21 protein-coding genes are annotated in these 18,767 nt (G+C 71.8%); 13 read left to right on the top strand and 8 right to left on the bottom strand.

The genetic code is table 11. The annotated features are described in order from the left end of the window. The first annotated feature begins 9 nt into the window (after positions 1–9). From pstA to phoB, 4 genes are all read left to right on the top strand, one after another. A complete protein-coding gene (pstA, locus tag MMSR116_RS19745) occupies positions 10–906 on the top strand; it encodes a phosphate ABC transporter permease PstA (protein ID WP_010685837.1) in 897 nt (298 codons plus the stop codon). Positions 907–928: 22 nt separating this feature from the next. Beyond that, a complete protein-coding gene (gene pstB / locus MMSR116_RS19750) occupies positions 929–1,744 on the top strand; it encodes a phosphate ABC transporter ATP-binding protein PstB (RefSeq protein WP_010685836.1) in 816 nt (271 codons plus the stop codon). 114 nt (positions 1,745–1,858) lie between these two features. Next, on the top strand, positions 1,859–2,578 hold the full coding sequence (phoU, locus tag MMSR116_RS19755; RefSeq protein ID WP_010685835.1) for a phosphate signaling complex protein PhoU: 720 nt from the start codon (positions 1,859–1,861) through the stop codon (positions 2,576–2,578). Positions 2,579–2,765: 187 nt separating this feature from the next. After that, positions 2,766–3,461, top strand: coding sequence for a phosphate regulon transcriptional regulator PhoB (gene phoB / locus MMSR116_RS19760; protein WP_010685834.1), 696 nt, complete (start codon positions 2,766–2,768; stop codon positions 3,459–3,461). 6 nt (positions 3,462–3,467) lie between these two features. On the opposite strand, the gene MMSR116_RS19765 is transcribed toward phoB, so the two are convergent. Together MMSR116_RS19765 and MMSR116_RS19770 are read right to left on the bottom strand one after the other, a co-directional pair. Further along, a complete protein-coding gene (locus MMSR116_RS19765; RefSeq protein WP_010685833.1) occupies positions 3,468–5,636 on the bottom strand; it encodes a protein-disulfide reductase DsbD family protein in 2,169 nt (722 codons plus the stop codon). Between the two features lie 119 nt (positions 5,637–5,755). After that, positions 5,756–7,594, bottom strand: a complete 1,839-nt coding sequence (locus MMSR116_RS19770; protein ID WP_010685832.1) for an aminopeptidase P family protein — start codon at positions 7,592–7,594, stop codon at positions 5,756–5,758. A gap of 128 nt (positions 7,595–7,722) precedes the next feature. Here MMSR116_RS19770 and MMSR116_RS19775 point away from each other — a divergent pair, with 128 nt between their 5' ends. Continuing rightward, on the top strand, positions 7,723–7,986 hold the full coding sequence (locus MMSR116_RS19775; RefSeq protein ID WP_010685831.1) for a hypothetical protein: 264 nt from the start codon (positions 7,723–7,725) through the stop codon (positions 7,984–7,986). Between the two features lie 40 nt (positions 7,987–8,026). Here MMSR116_RS19775 and rmf read toward each other — a convergent pair whose 3' ends face one another. Further along, entirely contained in the window at positions 8,027–8,215 is a 189-nt protein-coding gene (gene rmf / locus MMSR116_RS19780) for a ribosome modulation factor (protein ID WP_010685830.1), read from the bottom strand. 30 nt (positions 8,216–8,245) lie between these two features. Further along, positions 8,246–9,166 (bottom strand): 50S ribosomal protein L11 methyltransferase, encoded by a 921-nt coding sequence (locus MMSR116_RS19785; protein WP_010685829.1) that lies wholly within the window; start codon positions 9,164–9,166, stop codon positions 8,246–8,248. A 277-nt stretch (positions 9,167–9,443) separates the two neighbouring features. Here MMSR116_RS19785 and MMSR116_RS31420 point away from each other — a divergent pair, with 277 nt between their 5' ends. From MMSR116_RS31420 to modB, 4 genes are all read left to right on the top strand, one after another. Next, the gene (locus MMSR116_RS31420; RefSeq protein ID WP_010685828.1) at positions 9,444–9,587 is read left to right on the top strand and encodes a hypothetical protein; all 144 of its coding nucleotides are present in this window, start codon (positions 9,444–9,446) and stop codon (positions 9,585–9,587) included. Between the two features lie 179 nt (positions 9,588–9,766). Beyond that, positions 9,767–9,964 (top strand): hypothetical protein, encoded by a 198-nt coding sequence (locus MMSR116_RS19790; protein WP_010685827.1) that lies wholly within the window; start codon positions 9,767–9,769, stop codon positions 9,962–9,964. Between the two features lie 173 nt (positions 9,965–10,137). Beyond that, the gene (gene modA / locus MMSR116_RS19795) at positions 10,138–10,953 is read left to right on the top strand and encodes a molybdate ABC transporter substrate-binding protein (RefSeq protein ID WP_010685826.1); all 816 of its coding nucleotides are present in this window, start codon (positions 10,138–10,140) and stop codon (positions 10,951–10,953) included. A gap of 16 nt (positions 10,954–10,969) precedes the next feature. Next, the gene (gene modB, locus MMSR116_RS19800) at positions 10,970–11,662 is read left to right on the top strand and encodes a molybdate ABC transporter permease subunit (protein WP_010685825.1); all 693 of its coding nucleotides are present in this window, start codon (positions 10,970–10,972) and stop codon (positions 11,660–11,662) included. Between the two features lie 63 nt (positions 11,663–11,725). Here modB and MMSR116_RS19805 read toward each other — a convergent pair whose 3' ends face one another. After that, entirely contained in the window at positions 11,726–12,382 is a 657-nt protein-coding gene (locus MMSR116_RS19805; protein ID WP_010685824.1) for a glutathione S-transferase, read from the bottom strand. Positions 12,383–12,444: 62 nt separating this feature from the next. Between MMSR116_RS19805 and modC the strand changes: the two genes are divergently transcribed. The 3 genes from modC (at position 12,445) to MMSR116_RS19820 (ending at position 15,097) form a co-directional block, all read left to right on the top strand. Further along, positions 12,445–13,548 carry a molybdenum ABC transporter ATP-binding protein gene (modC, locus tag MMSR116_RS19810; RefSeq protein WP_010685823.1) on the top strand — a complete coding sequence of 368 codons (1,104 nt, stop codon included), beginning with the start codon at positions 12,445–12,447 and terminating at the stop codon, positions 13,546–13,548. A gap of 524 nt (positions 13,549–14,072) precedes the next feature. Continuing rightward, positions 14,073–14,540, top strand: coding sequence for a DUF1348 family protein (locus MMSR116_RS19815; RefSeq protein WP_010685821.1), 468 nt, complete (start codon positions 14,073–14,075; stop codon positions 14,538–14,540). A gap of 5 nt (positions 14,541–14,545) precedes the next feature. After that, positions 14,546–15,097: a TetR/AcrR family transcriptional regulator gene (locus tag MMSR116_RS19820; RefSeq protein WP_010685820.1), complete on the top strand. Its 552-nt coding sequence runs from the start codon at positions 14,546–14,548 to the stop codon at positions 15,095–15,097. 21 nt (positions 15,098–15,118) lie between these two features. Here MMSR116_RS19820 and MMSR116_RS19825 read toward each other — a convergent pair whose 3' ends face one another. Both MMSR116_RS19825 and MMSR116_RS19830 read right to left on the bottom strand, forming a co-directional pair. Continuing rightward, entirely contained in the window at positions 15,119–16,279 is a 1,161-nt protein-coding gene (locus MMSR116_RS19825; RefSeq protein ID WP_010685819.1) for a M20 aminoacylase family protein, read from the bottom strand. Beyond that, positions 16,276–17,559, bottom strand: a complete 1,284-nt coding sequence (locus MMSR116_RS19830) for a GNAT family N-acetyltransferase (protein ID WP_010685818.1) — start codon at positions 17,557–17,559, stop codon at positions 16,276–16,278. The genes MMSR116_RS19825 and MMSR116_RS19830 overlap by 4 nt, the downstream gene beginning before the upstream one ends. 43 nt (positions 17,560–17,602) lie before the next feature. Here MMSR116_RS19830 and MMSR116_RS19835 point away from each other — a divergent pair, with 43 nt between their 5' ends. Next, positions 17,603–17,866 (top strand): hypothetical protein, encoded by a 264-nt coding sequence (locus tag MMSR116_RS19835; RefSeq protein ID WP_158169070.1) that lies wholly within the window; start codon positions 17,603–17,605, stop codon positions 17,864–17,866. A 151-nt stretch (positions 17,867–18,017) separates the two neighbouring features. Here the strand turns inward: MMSR116_RS19835 and MMSR116_RS19840 are convergent, their stop codons facing one another. Next, positions 18,018–18,767, bottom strand: a complete 750-nt coding sequence (locus tag MMSR116_RS19840; RefSeq protein WP_010685816.1) for a glycerophosphodiester phosphodiesterase family protein — start codon at positions 18,765–18,767, stop codon at positions 18,018–18,020.

Here is an 18,767-nt window from a genome sequence, read left to right on the forward strand (position 1 = left end):
GCCCGCATGATGGACGCCTCCAATACCATCGCCACCGCCGAGACCGCCCTGCGGCGGAGCGGCCGTGTCCGCCCGGGCCGGCGCATCGCCGACCGGACCCTGCGCGTCGCCTGCACGGTCGCCACCGTGGTGGGCGCCGTGGTGCTGGGCTCGATCCTGGTCATGCTGATCGTCCAGGGCGTGCGCGGCTTCACGCCGGCCATGTTCACGAACCCGACCCCGGGTCCCGGCTCCGAGGGCGGCGGCATCGCCAACGCCATCCTCGGCAGCCTCGTGCTGACCGGCATCGGCATCGCCATCGCCACGCCGATCGGCGTCATGGCGGGGACCTACCTCGCCGAGTACGGCCGCGGCTCGAAACTGGCCGCGGTGATCCGCTTCCTGAACGACATCCTGCTGTCGGCGCCCTCGATCCTGATCGGCCTGTTCGTCTACACCCTGATGGTGCGGCCGATGGGAACCTACTCGGGCTGGGCCGGCGGCGTGGCCCTCGCCATCATCGCGGTGCCGGTGATCGTGCGCACCACCGAGGACATGCTGCGGCTGGTGCCGGGGACGCTGCGCGAGGCCGGCGCCGCCCTCGGCGCCCCGCCCTCGACGGTGATCACGAGCGTCACGTGGCGGGCGGCCTCGGCCGGCATCGTCACCGGGATCATCCTGGCGCTCGCGCGCATCGCCGGCGAGACCGCGCCGCTCCTGTTTACGGCCCTGAACAACAACTCATGGTTCTCGCCCGACCTGATGGGCGGCGTCGCGAACCTGCCGGTGATGATCTACCAGTTCGCCCTCTCGCCCTACCCGAACTGGCAGAGTCTGGCCTGGGCCGGGGCCCTGCTGATCACCGGGACCATCCTGGCGCTGTCGATCGTCGCCCGCTTCGTGATCAAGCCGCAGACCGCGCGCTGAACCCCCCTTCGAGGATACGACGATGAACGCCGCCTCCGCGATCCCCACGGTCGAGCTGAACCGGAACCACGCCGAAGAGGGCCGCCCGGTGCGCATCGCCGTGAAGGGCCTGGACTTCTACTACGGCAGCTTCCACGGACTGAAGGACGTCTCGATCAACTTCCACGACCGGCAGGTCACGGCGCTGATCGGGCCCTCGGGCTGCGGAAAGTCCACGCTGCTGCGCTGCTTCAACCGGATCTACAGCCTCTATCCGGAGCAGCGGGCGGAGGGCGAGATCATCCTCGATGGCGAGAACATCCTCGACCCGTCCATCGATCTCAACGAGTTGCGCGCGCGCATCGGCATGGTGTTCCAGAAGCCGACGCCGTTCCCGATGTCGATCTACGACAACGTCGCCTTCGGCCTGCGCCTCTATGAGAAGCTGCCGAAATCGGAGCTCGACGGCCGGGTGGAGGAGGCCCTGCGCAAGGCTGCCCTCTGGGACGAGGTGAAGGACAAGCTCCGGCAGCCGGGCACCGGCCTCTCCGGTGGCCAGCAGCAGCGCCTGTGCATCGCCCGCACGGTGGCGCAGGGCCCGGAGGTCATCCTGTTCGACGAGCCGACCTCGGCGCTCGACCCGATCTCCACCGGCCGGATCGAGGAGCTGATCGAGCAGCTGCGCGACGAGTTCACCATCGTGATCGTCACCCACAACATGCAGCAGGCGGCGCGCATCTCGCAATTCACCGCCTTCATGTATCTGGGGCAGCTCGTGGAATTCGGTCCGACCAACCGGATGTTCATGAACCCGACCGAGCGGCGCACGCAGGACTACATCACCGGGCGGTTCGGCTGATCGGGCCGGACGCTCCGACGAACCATACCGGCCTTCGCCGCCGCGGCGGCGGGGCGGCGGATCCCCGCCAGCCCCCGCGGATCGCGATGCGGGGCCCTTATCGAAGGATCCACCATGCCCGGCCATATCGTCAGCTCCTACGACACTGACCTGGAGGATCTGCGTCGCTCGATCTCCGAGATGGGCGGCGTGGCCGAGAAGATGACCGCGGAGGCGACCGACGCCCTCGTGCGCCGCGACGACGGGCTCGCCCAGGCGGTGATCATCGCCGACAAGCGCCTCGACGCGCTCCAGCGGGACATCGAGGAGCGCTCCGTTCTCCTCATCGCCCGGCGCCAGCCGCTGGCGATCGACCTGCGCGAGACGATCTCGGCGATCCGCGTCTCGGGCGACCTGGAGCGGATCGGCGACCTCGCCAAGAACGTCGCCAAGCGCGTGGTGGCGATCTCCGACCACGCCCCGGCGCAGAAGATCGTGCTGGGTGTCCGCCACATGAGCGACCTCGCCGAGGGACAGCTCAAGGATGTGCTGGACGCCTATGCGAGCCGCGACATCCAGGCGGCCCACGACGTCTGGGAGCGCGACGGCGAGATCGACGCGCTGTACAATTCCCTGTTCCGCGAACTCCTGACCTACATGATGGAGGATCCGCGCAACATCTCGTTCTGCACGCATCTCCTGTTCTGCGCCAAGAACGTGGAGCGGATCGGCGACCACACGACCAACATCGCCGAGACCATCCACTACCTCGCCACCGGGGAGACCCTGGCGGGCGACCGGCCGAAGAACGATGCGTCGAACTACGCGACGGTGGAGCGCGGGCAGGCTCCGTAGTCGGGCCGCCTCGACACAGGCGCCGGGGCGCGCTCATTCCTGTGGGGCGCCGCCGGAGAATCGGTGGGTACGGGTTGAGGCTGAGCGGCGCCTCCCGCACCTTCCGCCCGGCCGCCCGCTCCGGAGGGGGCCGGCGCGTCCGCAGGCTGAACGGCGCCGCCTCGTGAACGGGTCATCGAACGTGAGCATGCAAGTCCTGATCGTCGAGGACGAGGAGGCGCTGACCACGCTGCTGCGCTACAATCTGGAGGCCGAGGGCTTCCTGGTGGACACGGCGGCGCGGGGCGACGACGCGGAGCTGCTCCTGGCCGAGCGGATCCCCGATCTGGTCCTGCTGGACTGGATGCTGCCGGGCCTCTCCGGAATCGAACTCTGCCGCCGCATCCGGGCGCGGCGCGAGACCGAACGGCTGCCGGTGATCATGCTCACCGCCCGCGGCGAGGAGGGCGACCGGATCCGGGGCCTCGGGACGGGGGCCGACGACTACATCGTCAAGCCGTTCTCCGTGCCGGAACTGCTCGCCCGGATCCGGGCACTGCTGCGCCGGGCCAAGCCCGCCCACGTCTCGGACCGTCTGGCCGCCGGCGACCTGGAACTCGACCGCACCGGGCACCGCGTCCGCCGCGGCGGCGAGGAGCTGCATCTCGGGCCCACCGAGTTCCGGCTGCTGGAGTTCCTGATGCTGGCGCCCGGCCGGGTCTTCTCCCGCGAGCAGCTACTCGACGGGGTCTGGGGACACGACGTCTACATCGACGAGCGCACGGTGGACGTGCATGTCGGGCGCCTGCGCAAGGCGCTGAACAGCCCGCGCCAGCCCGATCCGATCCGCACGGTCCGCGGTTCCGGATACGCCTTCGACGAGACCTTCGCGCTGGAGACGTAGCCCCGCTCAGCGGGCGAGCGCCGCGCTCCGGCCCGCGCCAGCCGGCACCGCCTCCAGGGCCGCCAGGACCGTCCCCTCGGTGAGGATCTGCGGCAGCACCTGCGGCGCCCCGCTGCCGCTGTAGAGCAGGTAGAGCGGCACGCCGCTGCGACCGTACTTCTCCAGAAGGCGGGTGATCTCGGGGTTCTGGTTGGTCCAGTCACCCTTCATGTAGGTGACGTCGCGCTCGGCCATCGCGGCCCGCACGGCCCTGGTGTACAGCGAGGTCGCCTCGTTCACCGCGCAGGTGATGCACCAGGCCGCGGTCATGTCCACGAAGACGGGCCGACGGGCCTCCACCAGGGCGTCGAGGCGGGCCTGGGTGAACGGCTCGACGCAGTCGGCGGCGGCCTGTGCGATCGGCGCGGCGCGGTCCCGCGGAAGCGTCGCGGCGATGGCCCCGACGGCGGCCAGCGCCAGGATTGCGGCGGCCTGCGCGATCCGCGAGGTCCGGGGTCCGGCGTGCCCGTGCTCCCAGGCCCAGGCGGCGAAGCCCACCAGCACGAGGCCGATCAGGGCCGCCAGGAGGCCGCGCGGATCGACCTGCTGTGCCAGCACCCAGACAAGCCACGCCACGGTGGCGTAGACCGGGAAGGCCAGGACCTGCTTGAGCGTTTCCATCCAAGCGCCCGGCCGCGGCAGCGCCCGCAGGGCCGGCGGCCAGAGGGTCAGGACCAGGAAGGGCAGGGCGAGGCCGAGGCCCAGGCTCGCGAAGACCGCGAGCGCCACGGCGGCGTTCTGGGTCAGCGCGAAGCCCACCGCCGAGCCCATGAACGGCGCCGTGCAGGGTGTCGCCACCAGGGTGGCAAGGACCCCCGTGAAGAAGGAGCCGCTCAGGCCGGCGCGCCGGGCGAGGCCGTCGCCGATGCCCGCGAGCCGGCCGCCGACATGGACCACGCCGGACAGGCTCAGGCCCATGGCGAAGAGAAGGTAGGCGAGCCCCGCCACCACGAGGGGCGATTGCAGCTGGAATCCCCAGCCGATCGCAGACCCGCCGCCCTTCAGGGCGATCAGCAGGGCGGCGAGCCCCAGGAAGCTCGCCAGCACCCCGGCGGTGTAGGCGAGGCCGTGCAGCCGCAGGCGCGACGGGCTCTCGCCCGCGTGCCGCACGAGGCCGAGGACCTTGATGGACAGGACCGGGAAGACGCAGGGCATCAGGTTGAGGATCAACCCGCCGAGGAAGGCGAACACCGCGGCGGTGGCGAGCGTCAGCGTGTCGATGTCGGGGGCGGGCGCCTGCGGGACCGGTACCGACGCGGCCGGGGCCGACGACGCGCTCACGGGAGGTGCCGGCTCGTCGCCGTACGCGAAGGCGAGCCGGCGCGATCCTCCCGCGCTCACCTCGTCCAGGGTGAGCACGCCGGGCAGGGAACCGGGAACCGCGTCGGCCGGACTGCTGCGGGCCAGGGTGAGGTGGAGGCCGGTCTCGTCGACCGTCATGACCTGCGCGGCGGCGTTGTCGATCGCGGTCTCGGAATAGGGGAAATAGGCGGCGTTCCGGATCGCTTCGGCCTTCAGGCCGGTCGCCGCGAAGTCGAGCCGCAGCGTGTCGCCCTGGCTGGAGAGCTGCAGCGGCCACAGAGCCGGGGCGGGCAGGGCGGCGCGGGCGCGCGCGAACAGCGCGGCGTTGTCCGGATCGGGCTTGGCCTCGCCCACCGGTACGGTGAGGGCGAGGTCGGCCGAACCGGGGACGCATTCGGTCTCGCAGACGAGATACGTCAGCTTGGCCTGGATCCGGACCGGGTCGGCGGGGTCGAGGCTCGGCGACGGCGTGACCGGCACGAGCAGCGTGACCTCGCCCTCATAGCCGTAGTTCATGAGCGTGGCGATCGGGATGCGCTCCGGGGCCGGCCACCGGATCGCGCCGGCGTTGAAGCCCGCCGGCAGAGTCCAGGTCACCTCCGGGGGCAGCCCGGAATCGCCGGGATTGCGCCAGTAGACGTGCCAGCCGGGCTTCACCTGCATGCGCACGGCCAGGGTGAAGGGCTGCGCCCCCGCGACGGCTGCGGGCTCGGCGAGGAGGCTCGATCGCACGAGGTCCGGGGGCGTGCGGAAGCCCTGCGGAAGACCCTGCGCGACGGCGGCCGAGACGCTCGCGGCGAGCGCCAGGATCAGGATGGCAAGGCGGCGGATCATGCTGTCCCTTCGCGCGCAGGGCGGCCGCGGTTTCATGAGTGCAGAGCTTTGCGCTGCGCGAGCCGGTCCATGATCGGGGGCCATATCATGGGCGGCCTTGAAAATCGCCAGCCCGTGGGTCAGCCCGGGAGCGGCGAAGTCGCCGCGTCCAGCCAGTCGCGCGTCTCGGTATCGAGGCTCGGTCCAAGCGTTTCCCGCACCCGCGCATGGTACGCGTCGATCCAGGCACGCTCGTCCGGGTTGAGCAGGTCCGGTTGGATCAGCCGGCGGTCGTAGGGCGCGAGCGTCAGCGTCTCGAAGCCGAGCACCGGCCGCTCGCCGCCCGCGATCGCGCGGGGCTCCACCAGGACGAGGTTCTCGATCCGGATGCCGTAGGCGCCGCTCGCGTAGTAGCCCGGCTCGTTCGACAGGATCATGCCCGGTTCCAGCGCCACCGTGCCGGTCTTGGCGATCCGTTGCGGTCCCTCGTGGACCGACAGGAAGGCGCCGACGCCGTGCCCGGTGCCGTGGTCGAAATCCAGGCCCGCCTGCCAGAGGGGCGCCCGGGCGAAGGCATCGATCTGCGCCCCCGTGGTGCCGGTCGGGAAGACCGCCCGCGCGATGGCGACGTGGCCCTTCAGCACCCGGGTGAAGCGGTCGCGCATCGCTGCGGTCGGCGCGCCGACCGCGACGGTGCGGGTGATGTCGGTGGTGCCGTCCGGGTATTGCGCGCCGGAATCGATCAGGAACAGCTCGCCCGGCCGCACGGTCCGGTCGCTGGCGCGGGTCACCCGGTAATGGACGATGGCCCCGTTCGGGCCCGAGCCCGAGATCGTCGGGAACGAGACGTCGCGCAGGTCGCCGCCGGCCGCGCGAAAATCCTCCAGCGCCTCCACGGCGGCGATCTCGGTCAGCGTTCCGGCGGCGGCCGCGCCGTCGAGCCACGCGAGGAACCGCACGACGCTGGCACCGTCGCGGGCATGGGCGGCGCGCGTACCGGCGATCTCGGCGGCGTTCTTGACCGCCTTCATCCCGGTGATCGGATCCTTGCCGACATCGACGGTGCCGCCCGCCGATTCGATCTTCTCCTTCAGCGCCACCGCGCCGGTCGCCGCATCGAGCCGGACGCGCGCGCCGCCCAGGGCGGCGAGCCCGTCGTCGAGTTCGTCGCGGGTCAGGATCTCGGCGACCGGGGCGAGGGCCGCGCGCAGGCTCGGATCGACGTTCGGCGAGACCAGGAACAGCCGCGCCGCGCCGTCGCGCGGGAGGATCGCGTAGCCCAGCGCCAGGGGCGTATGGCCGACATCGGACCCGCGCAGGTTGAACGCCCAGGCGAGATTATGCGGGTCCGAGATCACCAGCGCGTCGCAGCCTGCCTCAGCCAGGGCGGCCCGCACCCGCGACAGCTTCTCGGCCACCGGTTGCCCAGCGAGCGCGTCGGGATGTGTGACCACGGGACCGGCGGGCGGCTTGGGCCGCCCGGCCCAGACCGCGTCGACGAGGTTCGGGACGGCCCGTACCGTGCCGCCGGCCTTCGCCACCGCCCGCTCCAGGCGCGCGAGCCCATCCGGCGTGTGCAGCCAGGGATCGTAGCCCAGCACCTGGTCGCGCCTGAGGTTGCTGGCGATCCAGGCCTCCGGCGTCGTCTCGGACAGCGGCACGACCGTGAGGATCCCGGTATCGACCTGCTCGGGCGCCTGGAGGGTGTAGCGGCCGTCCACGACCAGCGCGGCGGACTCCATCAGAATGATCGCGGTCCCGGCCGAGCCGGTGAACCCCGTGAGCCACGCCAGCCGCTCCGCGTCGGCCGGCACGTATTCGGACTGGTGCTCGTCGGCCCGCGGCACGACGAATCCATCGAGACCGGTCTCGCGCAGGGCGGCGCGCAGGGCCTCGATCCGCTCGGCCCCCTTGCGGTGGCTCGGATCGTCGAAGGTCTGGAAGCGGCGGCGCGACGGGGAGGAGCTGGGCTCTGACATGGCGCGAGCCTAGCGCCCGGCGGTCCCGGCTCGCAACCGCGCAGCCAGCGTTGCGGCGCGCCCTCGTTGAGGGTTAAAAGATCGCGTCCAATCTTATCACGCCGCGGAATTTAGCCTATTCATCTGCGATGCCACGCCGCGTTTATTATCGGATCTGCGACAGACCGGACGGCCGCTTCGACGCCGTCGTCACGATCGAACCCGACACCGTCGTCCGGCGCGACGGGTTCGCGTCGCTGGGCGAGGTCGAGGAGTGGATCGAGGGACTGCGCGTGCTGATGGCGGCGCTGGGTGCCCCGGTGGCGCAGGCGGACGCATCTTCGTCGACGGCGCCGGTCGAGGCGGCGGCGGACAGATCACGGGCACCAGGGCAGCTGCGGACCGCGAAGTGACGCGATCGTCGCCGGCCACGTCCCCGCCGCCTCCTGACGGTCAGGCGTCCGTAATGGGCAGGTCCGGGGCGCGGTCGACCGGCGCGCCGTCGTAGCCTTCCAGCCAGGCCGCCCGGGCGGCCGAGTGCGCCGGATAGGGACACGCATCCTTGGGCCGTCCCTGCGCCCGGGCGCGGGCTCCCTCGGCGATGGGATCCGACGGCGGATCGGGGAGCGACGGCTGGCTCATGCCCGCACAACCCGCCCGGCCGGTCCGGGTTCAGCGGCGGGGTCGTCGGGCCGCGCCGCCGCGCATCAGCACGAGCGCAACCCAGCCCTCGATCAGCCCGCGGCTCACGAGGGAGAAGCCCTGGAGGCGGTAGGCCGAGAGCACGCCCGGCACGTCGCGCTCGATCAGGCCCGACAGCACCAGCACGCCCCCCGGCGCGACCACCCGGGTGAGGGTCGGCGCGAGGAGCCGCAGGGGCCGCGCCAGGATGTTGGCGAAGACCAGATCGAAATGCCGCGGCCTGTCCGCGAGGCGGTGGCGCACGCCGGCGCCCTCGTAGAGCTTGAGATAGGGGCCGAGCCCGTTGGCGCGGGCGTTCTCGCGGGCGGTGCGCACCGCCTCGGCGTCGAGATCGCCGGCGATCACCGGCCGGCGCAGAGCCTTGGCGGCCGCGAAGGCGAGAATGCCGGTCCCGGTCCCGACATCCAGCACATGCTTCGGACGCCGTCGCTTCAGCGCGGAGACCAGGGCCCGGAGGCAGCCGAGGGTCGTACCGTGATGGCCGGTGCCGAAAGCCAGGGCCGCCTCGATCTCGATGGGCAGGTCGTTGGCGCGCACCGCATCACGATCGTGGGACCCGTGGATGAGGAATCGTCCGGCCCGGACGGGCTTCAGCCCCTCCAGCGAGGCGCGCACCCAATCCTGCTGCGCGATCGTATGGAACTCCGCCGCATCGGCCGCGTCGCCGATCACCGGCCGGATCAGCTCCCGTACGTAGTCCTCTTCGGGCGCGTCGGCGAAATAGGCTTCGAGCCGCCATGTCCGGCCATCCGCATCCTCGAAGGCCGCCACCGCGGTCTCCGTGGGATCGAACATCTCGCCCAGCAGGTCGGTCATCGCCCGGGCCGAGCGTTCGTCGGTCAGCAGGCGCAGGACGTGGGACGGGCGGTGGGGCGGCAGGCCTTCGAGCATGTGGCGGGCTGTAGCGCCCGCGCGCGCGGCATCACAGGGGGCCGGAGCGAAAAAAATCGCGCGCGTCGGGACCGCGGAACGGGACCAGCCCGGTGCGATCGGCGCTTGTGGCCGACCGGACACAATCGGCAATACATGTATCGACACTGCGCATATACAGTGTCCATCCGATGGATGTGTGCTTAAACAGTTTCGGCTTCCCCAAGGCCAGACCCTCAACTCGGGCGCGCCGCTCTTGACGGACCGGCGCGCCAGTTTTGACAGATCAAAGCGCACCATGAATTCGCCTCTCCTCTTCAGCGTCGGCGTCGCGCTCCTGACGACGGCAGCGGCCACGCTGTGGGCGAAGCTCGTGGCGGCCGACATGGTCGGCCTGCCGGATGTCGACCCGACCGAGCGGCGCGATATCCGGACTTGGTGAGACGGCCGAAGGGCGGGCAACCCGAGACGGCACTCCCGATTCTCAGCCGACAGCGCCCAGGAATGCGGCAGGATGGCCAAGCGTTCATCACAAGAACCTGCAGCCGCGGAACTCGCATCGCGGAGCAGCGTTTTCGCCGGCTTTCGGCGTGTCCGACGATTGAGCAAGGTGCGTACAGCGTGACCAAGTCCCGGCGTTCCGGCCCGCGTGGGCCCGTGGTGGTCAACGATGCCGCGTTGCCTGCGCGGCCCCGCGAGCGGGTCTTCGGCGGCCCGACGCCGGATGGGCCGTTGCCCGGCCGCATCCTCGTGTTGCTGAGCCGTCTGCACCGGGCCGAGGCCGCGCCGAAGGACCACCACGAGAGCCAGAGCGGCTGAAGGCGCGCGTCCACGGCGTGCCGCTGAGGATCGTCCATCCGCTTGGCCGATCCGCTTGGCCGATCCGCCTGGCCGATCCGCCTGGCCGATCCGCTTGGCCGATCCGCAACGTGACCCTATGATCCCCGTCGTACCCGAACGGATATAACGGGTCTCGACAGGATCGATCGTCCATGCGCCTGACCCGACGAGTCTCGCTCGCGTTCGCCCTTGGCGTGCTGACGCTTCTCCCCGCCGCCCGATCGGTTCGGGCGGAGGAGCCCGTGCTCGTCTTCGCGGCGGCGAGCCTGAAGAACGCCCTGGACGAGGCCTCGGCCGCCTGGGGCCGGCAGACCGGGAAAACGGCCCGCATCTCGTACGCGGGCTCCAACGCCCTGGCCAAGCAGATCGAGGCCGGGGCGCCGGCCGACCTGTTCATCTCGGCCGATCAGGCGTGGATGGATTATGTCGAGCGGGCGGGCTTGCTGAAGCCTGGGACGCGCAGCGACCTCCTGCGCAACGCGCTTGTCCTGGTCGCGCCCGGGCCCAGGAACGCCGGCTCCGATCCCCAGATGGCGCTGGCGCCGGACCTCGGCACCACGCTGACGAAGGCGCTGGGTGGCGGCAAGCTGGCGATGGCGACGATCGACGCGGTCCCGGCCGGCAAGTACGGAAAGGCCGCCCTGGAGAAACTCGGTGCCTGGGACGCCGTGAAGGGGCAGGTGGCGCAGGCCGAGAACGTCCGCGCCGCCCTGCTGCTGGTCGCCCGCGGCGAGGCGCCCCTCGGCATCGTGTACGCCACGGACGCGGCCGCCGACCCGAACGTCCACGTGGTCGCGACCTTCCCGGCCGACAGCCACCCGCCGATCGTCTATCCGGCCGCGCTGATCAAGGACTCGCGCAACCCGGATGCCGCCGGCCTGCTCGCGTATCTGCGCGGCCCGGCCGCCAGCGGCTTCTTCACGCGACAAGGCTTCACGGTGGTCGCCCAACCCGGCGCCAGCCAGTAACGGCGCGCGCTCCGCCGTGCTCGGCCTGACCCCGGAGGAGTGGACCGCCGTCGCCTTGAGCCTGCGCGTGGCCACCGTGGCCACGCTCGCGAGCCTCGGCCCCGGCTTGGCGGTGGCGTGGCTGCTGGCCCGGCGCCGCTTCCCCGGCCGCGCCCTCCTCGACGGCCTGGTCCACCTGCCGCTGATCCTGCCGCCCGTGGTGACCGGCTACCTGCTCCTCCTCCTCCTCGGGCGGCGCGGGACGCTGGGGGCCGCCCTCGCGGAAATCGGGATCGTGTTCTCGTTCCGGTGGACCGGCGCGGCACTCGCCTGCGCGGTGATGGGGTTCCCCTTGATGGTGCGGGCGATGCGCCTGTCCATCGAGGCGGTGGACCGTCGGCTCGAGCAGGCGGCGGCGACGCTGGGGGCACGGCCGCTCGCCGTGTTCGTCACCGTGACGCTGCCGCTCAGCCTGCCGGGCTGCATCGCGGGCGCCGTGCTGGCCTTCGCCAAGGCGATGGGGGAATTCGGCGCGACCATCACGTTCGTGTCGAACATCCCGGGCGAGACCCAGACTTTGCCCTCGGCGATCTACACGCTGACCCAGGTTCCGGGCGGCGAGGGTCCGGCCCTGCGCCTCACCCTGGTGTCGATCGCCGTGTCGGTCACGGCCCTGCTGGTGTCGGAGTTTCTGGCCGCCAGGGCCGGGCGGCGGCTGGGAGCCGGCTGAGTGGCGGCGCGGGCGCGGCGATCCCGATCCGCGGACGGGCGCGGGGACGCTGGGCAGGTTTGCTCACGCATACGCGTAGGGACCGCCGGCCTGCAGCGCCCGGCCATAGGCGGGACGGTCGTGGATGCGGGCGAGCCACGCCGTGACGCGCGGGCCCGCACCGGTGCCGCGCGCCGCGAAGGCTTCCAGGGGGAAGCTCATCATGATGTCGGCGGCGGTGAAGTCCGCACCGCAGAAGTAGGGCCGGTCGGCGAGTTCCGCCTCCCAGTAGGCCGCGTGCCGGCGCAGGTCCGGATCGACGAAGCCCTGGAGCACGCGGTCAGCGATCCGGCGGACCAGCGGGCGCAGCAGCCGGGGGCTGCCCGGGGCGAGGCGGGAGAAGATCAGCTTGAGCAGCAGCGGCGGCATCGCCGACCCTTCCGCGTAATGGAGCCAGTAGGTGTAGCGCGCGTGGGCCTCGGTGCCCTCGGTCGGCACCAGCAGACCGCCGGCCTTCGCGGTCAGATAGGTGACGATGGCACCGGTCTCGGCGACCACGCGCCCCGCGTCGGTGATCACCGGCGACTTGCCCAGCGGATGGATCGCCAGGAGTTCGGGCGGGGCCCGGAGGGTGCGGGGATCGCGCGCGTAGCGCTGCACCCGGTAGGGCAGGCCGAGTTCCTCCAGCAGCCACAGCACGCGCTGCGAGCGACTGTTCTCGAGATGGTGGACCGTGATCATGGCGGGCGCGTCCGGGCCGGCGCCGTCTCGCGCCGCGTCCCGTGTTATCCGAGAGGCGCCGCGTGAGCATCCAGGTCGACGTCGAGCTCCGGCGCGGCGCCTTCACCCTGGCGGCGGCCTTCGAGGCCGGGCCGGGGCTGACCGCCCTGTTCGGGCGCTCGGGCTCGGGCAAGACGACGCTGATCGACCTGATCGCGGGGCTCGCCAGACCGGATCGGGGCCGGATCGTCGCCGACGGGACCGTGCTGGTCGACGGCGCGGCGCGGATCTTCCTGCCGCCGCACCGGCGGCGGATCGGCGTGGTCTTCCAGGATGCGCGGCTGTTCCCGCATCTGAGCGTGCGGAGCAATCTCGGCTACGGCCGCGCCTTCGCCCGTCGGCCCAAGGATCCGGCCACCTTCGCGGCGGTGACCGGCATGCTCGGCATCGACCCTCTCCTGGACCGGCGGCCGGACGGCCTCTCGGGGGGCGAGCGCCAGCGGGTCGCGATCGGGCGCGCGCTGCTCGCAGGGCCACGCCTCCTGCTGATGGATGAACCGCTGGCGGCTCTGGACGAGGCCCGCAAAGCCGAGATCCTTCCGTACATCGAGCGCCTGCGCGACGAGGCCGGCGTGCCGATCGTCTACGTGAGCCACGCCGTCTCGGAGGTGGCGCGGCTCGCCACCACGGTGGTCGTCCTCGAAGCGGGGCGCGTGGCCGCCGCCGGACCCGCCGAGGCGATCCTGCGCCGGGCCGACCTCGTGCCCGTCCACGAGGCGGAGGCCGGCGCGCTCCTCGACATGCTGGTGACGGAGCGCGATGCGCAGACCGGCCTCACGCGCCTGACCGGGACCGCCGGGGAGCTGCTGGTGCCGGGACTGTCGCGCCCGGCCGGGACGCGGTTGCGGATCCGGATCCCCGCGCGGGACGTCTTGGTGGCCACCGAGCGGCCGCGGGGGCTCAGCGCGCGCAACATCCTGGCCGGTCAGGTCTGCGGGTTGAGCCCGTCAGGATCCGAGATGGCCGTGGAGATCGACTGCAACGGCGCGCGCCTCGTGGCGCGGCTGACGGCGGCCGCTTCCCGCGAGCTGGCTCTGGACATCGGGCGCCCCGTCTACGCGGTGGTGAAGAGCGCCGCCTTCGACCCGGCGGGGATCGGCCTGGTGCGCGCGCCGGTCACGATCTGACGACGCTCTGGCATCGCCGGCTGGATAGCCGCGTTCGGGCGGCGCGGCGCGGGCAGCCGCCCGTCACCCCATCTGGGTCAGCAGCGTGAAGGCGCCGAAGATCAGGACCGCGCCCACGGAGGCGGCCAGCAGAATCAGGGCGGCGCGCGATTCCCGCAACTCCGGCGACATGAGCCCCTCCCGTCTCGGCACGCGTTGGATCGCGGCACGGCAACGGTGACGTTCGCATCGATCCGGCGGGCTGTCGACACGGGTAGCCGTAACGCCGCGCGCACTTTGTCCGAGCCGGCACCGCTTTTGACCGGTGGCGGCGCGCGGGCTGATCCCGCGTCGATCGCGCAGGTCGAGGGCTGAGTTCGTGACGGGAGGGGCCCTGAAGGAAGATGGCCGATGCGACGCTGAACCATCGCCTACTCCTGGGCGCTTAACCGCCTTCGCGGAGGCGGACGGAAAGGGCGATTGACGGAGACGGAGGAACGTGACCATGTTTGTACCGATCGGTACAAACCTCGGAGCAACGTCCCATGTCGGATCGCCCGCCCTTCCCGCCCTTCACCGCCGAGACCGCGGCCCAGAAGGCCCGCATGGCCGAGGATGCCTGGAACGGGCGCGATCCCGAGCGCGTCTCGCTCGCCTATACGCCGGACAGCGTCTGGCGGAACCGAAGCGAGTTCTTCACCGGCCGCGAGGCCATCGTCGCCTTCCTCCAGCGCAAGTGGACGAAGGAGCTCGACTACCGGCTGATCAAGGAGCTCTGGACCTTCGGGGGCGACCGCATCGCCGTGCGCTTCGCCTACGAGTGGCACGACGCCGAGGGACGCTGGTTCCGCTCCTACGGCAACGAGAACTGGGAGTTCGACGCGCGCGGTTTGATGCGCCGCCGGATCGCGAGCATCAACGATCTGCCGATCCCGGAGGCCGAGCGAAAGTTCCACTGGCCGCTGGGCCGGCGCCCCGACGACCATCCGGGCCTCAGCGATCTCGGTCTCTGACGGCGGTGAGCGGCCGTGCCGGTCTGCTGCCCGTGCTCGCGGAGGTGTTTCGCGCGCACGGCTACGAGGGCGCGAGCCTGACGCTGATCAGCCGGGCGACGGGCCTCGGCAAGGGCAGCCTGTACAACCTCTTCCCCGACGGGAAGGCCGAGATGGCCGCCTGCGTGCTGGCCGAGATCGACGCGTGGTTCGAGACCAACCTGTACGCACCCCTGCGCGAGGCCGAGCACCCCGACGAGGCTGTGTCGACCATGTTCGACGCCGTCGAGACGTACTTCCGGTCCGGCCGGCGGGTCTGTCTTGTGGGGGTCGTGGCCCTCGGCTCGGAGCGCGACCGTTTCGCCGAGGCGGTGCGGAGCTACTTCGCGCGCTGGGTCGCGGCGCTGGCCGAGGCCCTGCGGCGGTCCGGCCGGGACCCGGTGGCGAGCACCGCCCTGGCCGAGGAGGTTGTCGCCCAGATCCAGGGGGCGATCGTCCTGGCCCGCGCCCTCGACGAGCCGGCGGTGTTCACCCGGGCGATGACGGCGCTGAAAGGAAGGGTGGCCGCCGCTGGCTGAGCGGCGCGGCGGCCCGGTGCCTCACGCGGCGGTGCGGCGCTCCACCATCCGCGCCAGGAAGGCGCTGCCGATCGGGATGATCGAGTCGTCGAAGTTGTAGCCGGCATTGTGCAGGCCGGGGCCCGGGTTGGCGCCGAGCCAGACATAGGCGCCCGGCACCGCCATGGTCATGTCGGCGAAGTCCTCGCTGCCCATCTTCGGGACCACGTTCGCCTCGACCTTGTCGGCCCCGAGCAGCTCGGTGGCGACCTCGGTGGCCGCGGCAGCCTGCTCGGGGGCGTTCTCCAGCACGGAGAACACGTCCTGCAGGTCGACTGTGACCTCGGCGCCGTAGGCCGCCGCGAAGCCCGCCGCCAGCTCGCGCATGCGGGTGCCGGCGAGCGCGCGGGTCTCCTTGTCGAAGGTCCGGATCGTGCCGGCGAGATGCGCCGTCTCGGGGATGACGTTGTAGGCGGAGCCCGCCTCGATCCGGGTGATCGACAGCACGATGGACTTCAGCGGGTCGGCGTTGCGCGAGACGATCGACTGCAGCGCCTGGGCGAGGCCGGCGGCGACGATGATCGGGTCGGTGCCCCGGTGCGGCTGGGCGGCGTGGATGCCCTTGCCGCGGATGTGGATGTCGAAGAAATCCGCCGCCGCCATGATCGGGCCGGGCCGCAGCTTGATCATGCCGTGGCCGCCGCCCGGCTGGTTGTGCAGGCCGTAGATCTCGTCGCAGGGGAACTTCTCGAAGAGGCCGTCCTTCAGCATGGCCCGGGCGCCGCCGCGCCCCTCCTCGGCCGGCTGGAACACGAACACCGCGGTGCCGTCGAAGTCGCGGGTCTCGGCGAGGTAGCGCGCCGCGCCCAGCAGCATCGTGGTGTGGCCGTCATGGCCGCAGGCGTGCATCTTGCCCGCATAGGTCGAGCGGTAGGGGAGGTTGGTCTCCTCCTCGATGGGCAGGGCGTCCATGTCGGCGCGCAGGCCGATCCGGCGGCCGTTGTCGGTGCGGCCCTTGAGCAGCCCGACCACGCCCGTGCCGCCGATCCCGCGATGCACCTCGCAGCCGAGCTTCTCCAGCATGTCGGCCACGATGCCGGCGGTGCGCACCTCCTCGAAGCCGAGCTCCGGATGGGCGTGCAGGTCGCGGCGGAGCGCCGTCAGCTCGTCGGCATAGGTCTGGATGCGGTCGATCGGGCTCATGTCTCGGAACTCTCGGGGGGACTTGCGGGAGGAGTGTCGGGGGACGGCGTCGCGGCGGGTGCGCAGGCGCTGCCCGAGTCGGTGCGCCGGAACGGCGTGAGCGTGTCGAGGACGTCCACCGCCTCGGCGACGTGGGCGCGCTCCCGCTGCAAGTAATCGGCCACCGCGCGGCGCAGCGCCGGGTCGGCGATGTCGTGGGCCGAGCGCATCAGGACCGGCCGGTAGCCGCGGGCGAGCTTGTGCTCCCCCTGCGCGCCGGCCTCGACGCGCGTCAGGCCCCGGGCGATCGCGAAATCGATCGCCTGGTAGTAGCAGACCTCGAAGTGCAGGAACGGGTGGTCCTCGATGCAGCCCCAGTTCCGGCCGTAGAGCGCCGTGTCGCCGATCAGGTTGATGGCGCCGGCGATGTAGGCGCCGTCGCGCTTCGCCATCACCAGGAGCACCCTGTCGGCCATGCGCTCGGTCAGGAGCGAGAAGAACCGGCGGTTCAGGTAGGGTCGGCCCCACTTCCGCGAGCCCGTGTCCGTGTAGAAGTCGTAGAACGCGTCCCAATGGGCCTCGGTGATGGCGGCGCCGGTCAGGTGCTCCACGGTGATCCCGGGGGCGAGGGCGTCGCGGCGCTCCTTGCGGATGGTCTTGCGCTTGCGCGAGGCGAGGGCGGCCAGGAAGTCGTCGAAGGTCGCGTAGCCGTCGTTCTCCCAATGGAACTGCTGGTCGGTGCGCAGCAGGAACCCGGCGGCGCCGGCCCGGTCCCACTCGGCCTCGCGCATGAACGTGACGTGGATCGAGGAGGCCTTGGTCTCGCCCCGCAGCGCCCGCAGGCCCGCCACGAGGCCGGCGGTGGCCTCGTCCGGATCCGCGCCAGGGGCGATCAGGAAGCGCGGGCCGGTCACCGGCGTGAACGGCACGCTCACCTGGAGCTTCGGGTAGTACGATCCGCCGGCGCGCTCGTAGGCGTCGGCCCAGCCGTGATCGAACACGTACTCGCCCTGGCTGTGCGATTTCAGGTAGCAGGGCACGACGCCGAGGCGCTGGCCGTCGCGCTCCACCGAGACGTGGAGCGGCAGCCAGCCGGTCCGGCGGGAGACGCAGCCGGAATCCTCCAGCGCCGACAGGAAGGCGTGCGAGAGGAACGGGTTGTGGGTCTCGTCGCCCCCCGCCAGGGTCTCGGGGGAGAAGGCGCAGGCATCCCAGTCCGCGGCGCCGATCTCCTTCAATCCGGGCAGCGCCCGCACGGTGAGCGTGGGGGATTCCGGCGTCGGCCCGGGTGCGTGCTTCATGTCCCCGAGTCTAGCCGGTGTCCGGGGCGGGGCAAGCGGGCGGATGCGCGCGGCGGCGATGGCAGCCTTGTCAGATGGCCGCGGACGTCACACCGTTTCCTGGCCGAATCCGGGTACGCGACTCGGCACGATGGCCCGGCACGCCTCAGACCCCGGCATCGGCAGGGTGGCCGACCGGTCTTCGCCGGACGATTTCGTCGAGGATGTCCTGTGCGAGAAGAGCAATCTCGACACGCAGGATACGAACGTGCCGGGTACGATCGTCGTCTCGACTGCGCTCGGTTCGCCTGGGCCGCGGGTGACGTGATATCCGGGTCGGGCGGGCCGGACCTTGCCCTACCGGATCGTCTCAATCGAAGCCGATCCGAAGGTGCGGGACGATGTTCTTCAGACACCGGCCGCCCGGGCTCAGCTGCGCGGCCCCGGGATGACCGAGGCGAGGCCGGAGGCCAGCCTGATCACGGCACGAAGCCCTCGAACACCATCTGGTCCGCGTGCGCGCCCGCGCGGGCGCGCTGCTCCTCGCTCCGCACCGTCCAGGTCATCACGGGGATCCGGCCGAGCAGCCGGCACAGGTAGGTCGGCGCGCAGGGCAGGTCGTCCACCCGCCAGGACAGGAAGTCCGGCCGGGTCTCGGCGAAGTGCAGGAGGTTGGACAGGGCGAGCCGCGCGCTCGGCGGCAGCGCCGCGTAGGCCGGATCGTCCTGAGTGGTCTCCGCCACGATGCCCCGCGGGATCGTCGGCGGGCACAGGTCGCGCAGCGCCGCGACCACCTGCGGATCGAAAGATTTCAGCGCCACCGGCCCGTCGCAGGCCGCCGCGACCGCGGCGGCGCGGGTCGCGAGCCGCAGGTCGCCGTCGTAGCGGGACTTCACCTCGATCACGACCGGCACGGCCCCGGCCACCGCCGCCAGGAAGGCCGGGAGCGTCGGGATCGTCTCCGCGGAGCCGGCCACCGCGAGGCGCCCGAGCTCGGCCGCGGAAAGCTCCGCCACCGCCGCGCTCGCCCCGGTCAGCCGCCCCAGGGCGGCGTCGTGGAAGACCATCGCCTCGCCGTCGGCGCTCAGCTGCACGTCGCACTCGATGGCGAAGCCGCCCGCGACGGCCGCCCGGGCAGCCGCCAGCGTGTTCTCCGGCCGGCCCGCGGCCCGGTCGTGCAACCCGCGATGCGCGATCGGCCGCGCGGTGAGCCAGTCGGGGACGGCCAC

The organism is Methylobacterium mesophilicum SR1.6/6 (assembly GCF_000364445.2).
Taxonomy (GTDB): domain Bacteria; phylum Pseudomonadota; class Alphaproteobacteria; order Rhizobiales; family Beijerinckiaceae; genus Methylobacterium; species Methylobacterium mesophilicum_A.